General features: G+C 67.6%; 3 protein-coding genes and 1 pseudogene. 2 read left to right on the forward strand and 2 right to left on the reverse strand.

The window, feature by feature from the left end; translation table 11 throughout:
* Window positions 1-250 precede the first annotated feature (250 nt).
* A pseudogene (locus ACFU5K_RS31140) lies at window positions 251-1473 on the reverse strand (cytochrome P450).
* Window positions 1470-2762, reverse strand: a complete 1293-nt coding sequence (locus ACFU5K_RS31145) for a cytochrome P450 (protein ID WP_384067892.1) — start codon at window positions 2760-2762, stop codon at window positions 1470-1472. Before ACFU5K_RS31145 ends, ACFU5K_RS31140 begins: the two are co-directional and overlap by 4 nt.
* 221 nt (window positions 2763-2983) lie before the next feature.
* Between ACFU5K_RS31145 and ACFU5K_RS31150 the strand changes: the two genes are divergently transcribed.
* Both ACFU5K_RS31150 and ACFU5K_RS31155 read left to right on the forward strand, forming a co-directional pair.
* Window positions 2984-3307 carry a hypothetical protein gene (locus tag ACFU5K_RS31150; RefSeq protein WP_384067895.1) on the forward strand — a complete coding sequence of 108 codons (324 nt, stop codon included), beginning with the start codon at window positions 2984-2986 and terminating at the stop codon, window positions 3305-3307.
* Between the two features lie 293 nt (window positions 3308-3600).
* Entirely contained in the window at window positions 3601-5271 is a 1671-nt protein-coding gene (locus tag ACFU5K_RS31155) for a DUF262 domain-containing protein (protein WP_384067897.1), read from the forward strand.
* The last annotated feature ends 150 nt before the right edge of the window (window positions 5272-5421 follow it).

Here is a 5421-nt window from a genome sequence, read left to right on the forward strand (position 1 = left end):
CATGATCACGGTGGCCGTACCCATGCCCGCAGGCGCCCCCGCAACCACCTCGGCCAGGGCGAACGCGTCACTCAGCAGGATCTACAGCTGCCGTGTCTGTCTTCCCTTCCAATGTACGGAGCACCAGCGCCGGCGTCCCGGCGAGAATCTTGCCGACCAAGATCGACCTGCTCGCACCACTCCGGCTGATCAACACCCGTCCGAGAGACGCAGCACGCTGTGACCAAGCGGTCACCTCAACTCGGGCGGGTCACCCGTGCAGCAGCACCGGGAACGCCTCCGTGTCGTTCTGCGTCATCACCGGCAGTTTGCGGATCTCGTCGTCCTGGATCGCGAGCTTCAGCCCGGGGAAACGCCCGAACAGCGCGGGCAGCGCGATCCCCGCCTCCACCCTGGACAGTGCCGCCCCGGGGCAGGTGTGGGGACCGTGCCCGAAGGTCATGTGCCGTATCGGCTTCGGCCTGGTGATGTCGAAGGTGCCGGCGTCGTCCCCGTGATGGGCGGTGTCTCGTCCGATGGCACGGTAGGAGATCACCACTCCCTCCCCCTTGGCTATCACCTGCTCGCCGACCTGTATGTCCTCGGTGGCGAACCGCATCAGCAGGTGGGTGGTGGGCGTATCCCAGCGCAGCGTCTCCTCGCTCACGGCCTCCCGCGCGACCTCTCCGTCCAGCACCATCCTCAGCTGGTCGGGCTGGGCGAGCAGAGCGCGTACGGCGTTGAGCACGAGCCCGATCGTCGTCTCGTGCCCGGCGGCGGCCATCGCCTTGAGATTCCCGACGACCTCCTCCTCGGTCAGCGGCTCCCCGCCCTCGTCGGCGAGGATCAGCGCGCTGGTGAGGTCGTCGGTGGGGTGCGCGGCCTTCTCCCGCACCAACTCGGTGTAGAAGTCGTCGAGTTCGGCAAGCAGCGCGAGGCGCTCCTCGTGGGGGGTGAGCATCGAGAAGAACGCCTTGTACTGCCGGGTCAGCATGGGGTGCAACGCCTCGTCCACCCCATTAGCAGACCGCCCACGCGCATCGGCAGCGGCTGTGCGAAAACGGCCTTGAGGTCGACGGCGCCGTGCGCGCCCTGCTCCGCGAGGGCGTCCAGCAGTTCTTCGGTGAACTTCTCGATGGCGGGCCGGATCGCCTCCAGTCGGCGCGGGGTGAGCGCCTGCGAGGTCTTCGTGCGCAGACGGCGGTGCTCCTCCCCGTCCACGGTGAACATGGAACGTCCCGCGTCGATCATGCCGATCAGCGGCCAGGCGTGGGTGACCTCACCGCTCTGCCAGAGACCCCAAGCGTCCAGATCCTTCACCAGGCGGGTGTCGACGAGGAGTCGCCGGGCTTCGGCGTACCGGGTGACGGTCCAGGCGGGCACTCCCAGCAGTTCGATGCGGGCGAGCGGGGCCGCCTCGCGCAGCCGCTCGGTCTCGCCGTCGAGGTACTGGACCATCGGGTCGATGACCACCGTCGTGTGCGGGCAGGTCACAGCAGATCTCCTGTCGAGTGTGCGGCCGGGGAGAAACGGACGGGGAGGGCGTTCATCCCGCGCAGGAAAGCGGACAGTCTGCGGACGAGGTCCTCGGCGGGTACGGCGAGTTCGAGGTCGGGAAGCCGGTCGAGGAGCACCTCGATACCGGTGCGGGCGATGGTCTCCGCGATCTCCTGCGCCGGGAAGGGGCAGCGGTACTCGCCGTGGCTGAACGCCAGGTGCGCACCGTTGCTCGCGTGGTGACCGGCCCCGCCGGAGCCGAGGTCCTGGCGTATCAGCGGGTCCGTGTTGGCGGCGCCCAGGCCGAGCAGGAGCATGTCGCCCTCGCGTATGGTCCGGCCACCGAGCTGTGTGTCGCGGACCGCCCAGCGCCCGGCGAGGATCTGGGTCGGGCTCTCCTCCCACAGGACCTCGTTCATCGCGTCGCCGATGCTGCGCCGCCCGCCCGCGAGGGACTGGGCGAACTGGTCCTCGGTGAGCATCAGCCGCAGGGAGTTGCTGATCCAGTCGGCGGTGGTGAGGTGCCCGGCCGCGGTGACGGCCATCAGGTCGAGCGCGTACTCCTCGTCGGTGAAGGGCTCCGGGTGGGCGAGCATCCGGGAGGTGACGTCGTCGCCGGGGTCGGACCGCTTGACCGCCACCAGCCGCCGCATGTGCTCCCCGAAGCGTCCGTACGCCTCCTGGGCCCCCGGCCCCCCGTCGGCAAGGGCCTTCAGGACGCGGGCGATGTCGGTACCCTCGGCATCGGGGAAACCAACGAGGCGGGAGAGCACCAGCACGGGCAGCGGCTCGGCGAACTCGGCGACGAGATCGGCCGTGCCACGTGCGCAGACGGCGTCCACGAGCCGGTCGGCCAACTGCTCGCAGTGGCTGCGGATCTCGAACGGGTCAGCGGCTTCGAGCGCGGGGCCCACCATCGCGGAGTGGCGCCGGTGCTCGGCGCCTGCGGTGAAGTTGATGGACGGCATCGGCCGGCCGACCATGGGAAGCAGGGGCCAGTCCTCGGGTATGTGCTCCCACTGGTTCCACAGGCCGACATCCCTCGGGAAGAGCTCACCGTCACTGGTGACCTGGTGGAGCTCGCGGTATCCGACGACCAGCCAGGCCGGGAAACCACCGGGGAGCTCGACGGGGACGACGGGCCCGTGCGAGTGGCGCACCCTCCGGTACAGGGCCTGCGGTTCGGTGTCGAACCCGGCTCCGCCAAGGGGTACGCGGGCGTCCGAGGCATGCGCGGGGCAGCCGCCGACGGACGCGGGCACGCCGGATAAGTGCGGGTTCGTCATCGTACGGACTCCTGGGGGACGGCTTCGCGTGTTGGGGCCATACGATCAACGCGGCTCCACTATAGGGAGTTTGCGTGAACCTTTGGGCACGGATCGTGACACCGGTCCAGGCGTGGACCTCCTCGGCAGCCGGGCTCGTAGGCCCTCCAGGTGGGGCGCCGAGACGCAGCAAACCTCGCGAACACCCCAGAGTGCCGGTGCCTCTGATCTAGCTTGTGTCCATGAACTCGAAGCCCCTTCCCCACCTCACTGCGACGGGCACCTGCTGGTGCGGCTGCAGCACCAAGGTCGGACCCGGATCCTTCTTCGCCCCAGGCCATGACAAGGTGGCCGAAGCCGCTCTGCTGGCGGCCGAATACGGAACATCCGTAGCACAGTTGCTGCACGGACACGGCTACGGGCCCGGCCACTCCGTCACCACCCGGGCCGTCACGATCGGCGCATGGGCCAAGTGCCCATCGTGCGCATACGTCGGCGCTCCGGCGAGCATCCGCAACCACGGCCGGAAGGCTCATTCCGTCCCGTCGGAGGAGACGTCTTCGTGAGCGGGGCCGGTCGAGCATGAACGCCAGTCCGAGTGCCCATTGCCTCGCAGGCACGTCGATGCCACCAGAGTTCTTGGTGCGGACAGTGACCGGGCGGCGAATGCCGTACCCGCGCCATGCGTCCAGCACGGAGCCACGGCCGAGCCGCCCACCGTTGCATCAACGCCTTGTCCGGCCACATGCACACACGAACAGCGACAGCCATTCGAACTTCGGCGGCCAACCGGCCTCGGCCGCACCCACTTGACGTACTTCCCTGCGAAGCAGGTCGGCGGTGCGGAATTATGCTGACCATGGCTCAGCTCGAAGCGCGCGAAGTACCGCTGCACAAGGTGTTCTGCAGTGACTACGACTTCCGGATCCCGGACTATCAACGCCCCTACGCATGGCAGCCCGAACAGGCTCAGCAACTCCTCGCCGACCTTGAGGAAGCACTTCTGAGAGGCGACGGAGAGCCCTACTTCCTGGGCTCGCTGGTACTCGTGAAGGACAGTCGCACCGCCGAGGCCGACGTCATCGACGGTCAGCAGCGCCTGACCACCTTGACCATCCTGCTGGCGGTTCTGCGCGATCTGGCTCAACAGCCCGATGTGGTGACCAACCTGGTGGCGATGATCTCCGAGCCCGGAAACACCGTGCTGGGCCTCAAGGCCAAACCCCGGCTCACGCTGCGTCCCAGGGACGCGGACTTCTTCCACCAGCACATTCAGACCTCAGGTTCCATCAAGACCCTGCTCGAACTGAACCCGCACAACCTGAGGACCGACGCGCAAAGGGCTGTCCAGGCCAACGCGCGGGCTCTGAACACCGCCCTCACTTCCTGGTCGGACGATCAGCGTCTCGCATTGTGCAAACTGATGGGCGTTCAGACCTTCCTGGTAGCGGTGAGCACGCCGGACCTGGACAGCGCACACCGAATCTTCAGCGTCATGAACTCCCGTGGCCTCGACCTGTCGGCCGCCGATATCTTCAAGGCGCAGATCATCGGCGAGATCGACGAGCAGGTCTCGGAAACCTATGCCAGGCGGTGGGAGGACGCGGAGGAGAGCCTCGGCCGGGAGGAGTTCTCCGACCTGTTCCTGCATATCCGCATGATCTTCTCCGGCGAGCGGGCACGGCAGGAACTCCTCAAGGAGTTCCAAACGCAGGTCCTGTCCCGCTACAAGGGGGGCCGGGCCAAGGAGTTCGTCGACGAGGTACTCGTCCCCTATGCCGAGGCGTCTGCGGTGATTCGCGACAAGACATACGCGGCCGGGGAAGGATCGCACCAGGTCAACCTCTGGTTCCGTCGACTGCTGCTCCTGGACAACAACGACTGGTGGCCGGCCGCGCTGTGGGCGCTTCGCTCCCACAGGGACGATCCCGTGTGGCTGGGTTCGTTCTTCCGGCTGCTGGAGCGCCTGGCGGCAAGCATGTTCATCCGACGCGTCTACACCACGCCCCGTGTGTCGCGATTCGCGGAACTGCTGTCGGAGCTGAACGGCGGTCTGGGCCTGGAGGCCCCCGCCTTCCAGCTGACGGAGGAGGAGCGGGCGGACACTCTGGCCCGGCTCGACGGCGACGTGTACTACGGGCTGAGGACGCGACGCTTCATCCTCCTGCGGCTGGACGAGCTGTTGTCCGAGGACGACATCGTGGCCACGTACGACGCTCCGCGGATCACAGTCGAGCATGTGCTCCCCCAGAATCCGGGGCCCCAGTCCCAGTGGCGTGCGGACTTCACCGTGGACGAGCGCAAGAAGTGGACGCACCGGCTCGCCAATCTGGTGCTCCTGAGCCGGGCGAAGAACTCCCAGGTCCAGAACCTCGACTTCACGGACAAGAAGGAGCGGTACCTCAGGCGGGGCGTCGTCGCCTTTCCCCTGACTACGCAAGTACTGGGGCAGGACACCTGGACTCCGGAGCACCTGGAGAAGCGGCAGGTTGAACTGCTGGGGCTGCTGGCCGAGGAGTGGCGCTTGTAACCGACCCGCGACGCCATGCAGCGCGCCCGCCACATCCGGCGGCGCCCGGTCGCTGAGCCCGGATCCACCGGTGAATCTCGCGGGGGCGCAGTCTCTCGCCGAGAAGCGTCGGCTGTGTGAGGCAGGGGTGTGAGGGCGTGCGAGATCCGC

Source organism: Streptomyces sp. NPDC057428 (assembly GCF_042803195.1).
Lineage (GTDB): Bacteria > Actinomycetota > Actinomycetes > Streptomycetales > Streptomycetaceae > Streptomyces.

Coding starts and splice junctions, on each gene's coding strand:
- ACFU5K_RS31145 (WP_384067892.1), bottom strand. CDS start 2,762: ATGACGAACCCGCACTTATCCGGCGTGCCCGCGTCCGTCGGCGGCTGC.
- ACFU5K_RS31150 (WP_384067895.1), top strand. CDS start 2,984: ATGAACTCGAAGCCCCTTCCCCACCTCACTGCGACGGGCACCTGCTGG.
- ACFU5K_RS31155 (WP_384067897.1), top strand. CDS start 3,601: ATGGCTCAGCTCGAAGCGCGCGAAGTACCGCTGCACAAGGTGTTCTGC.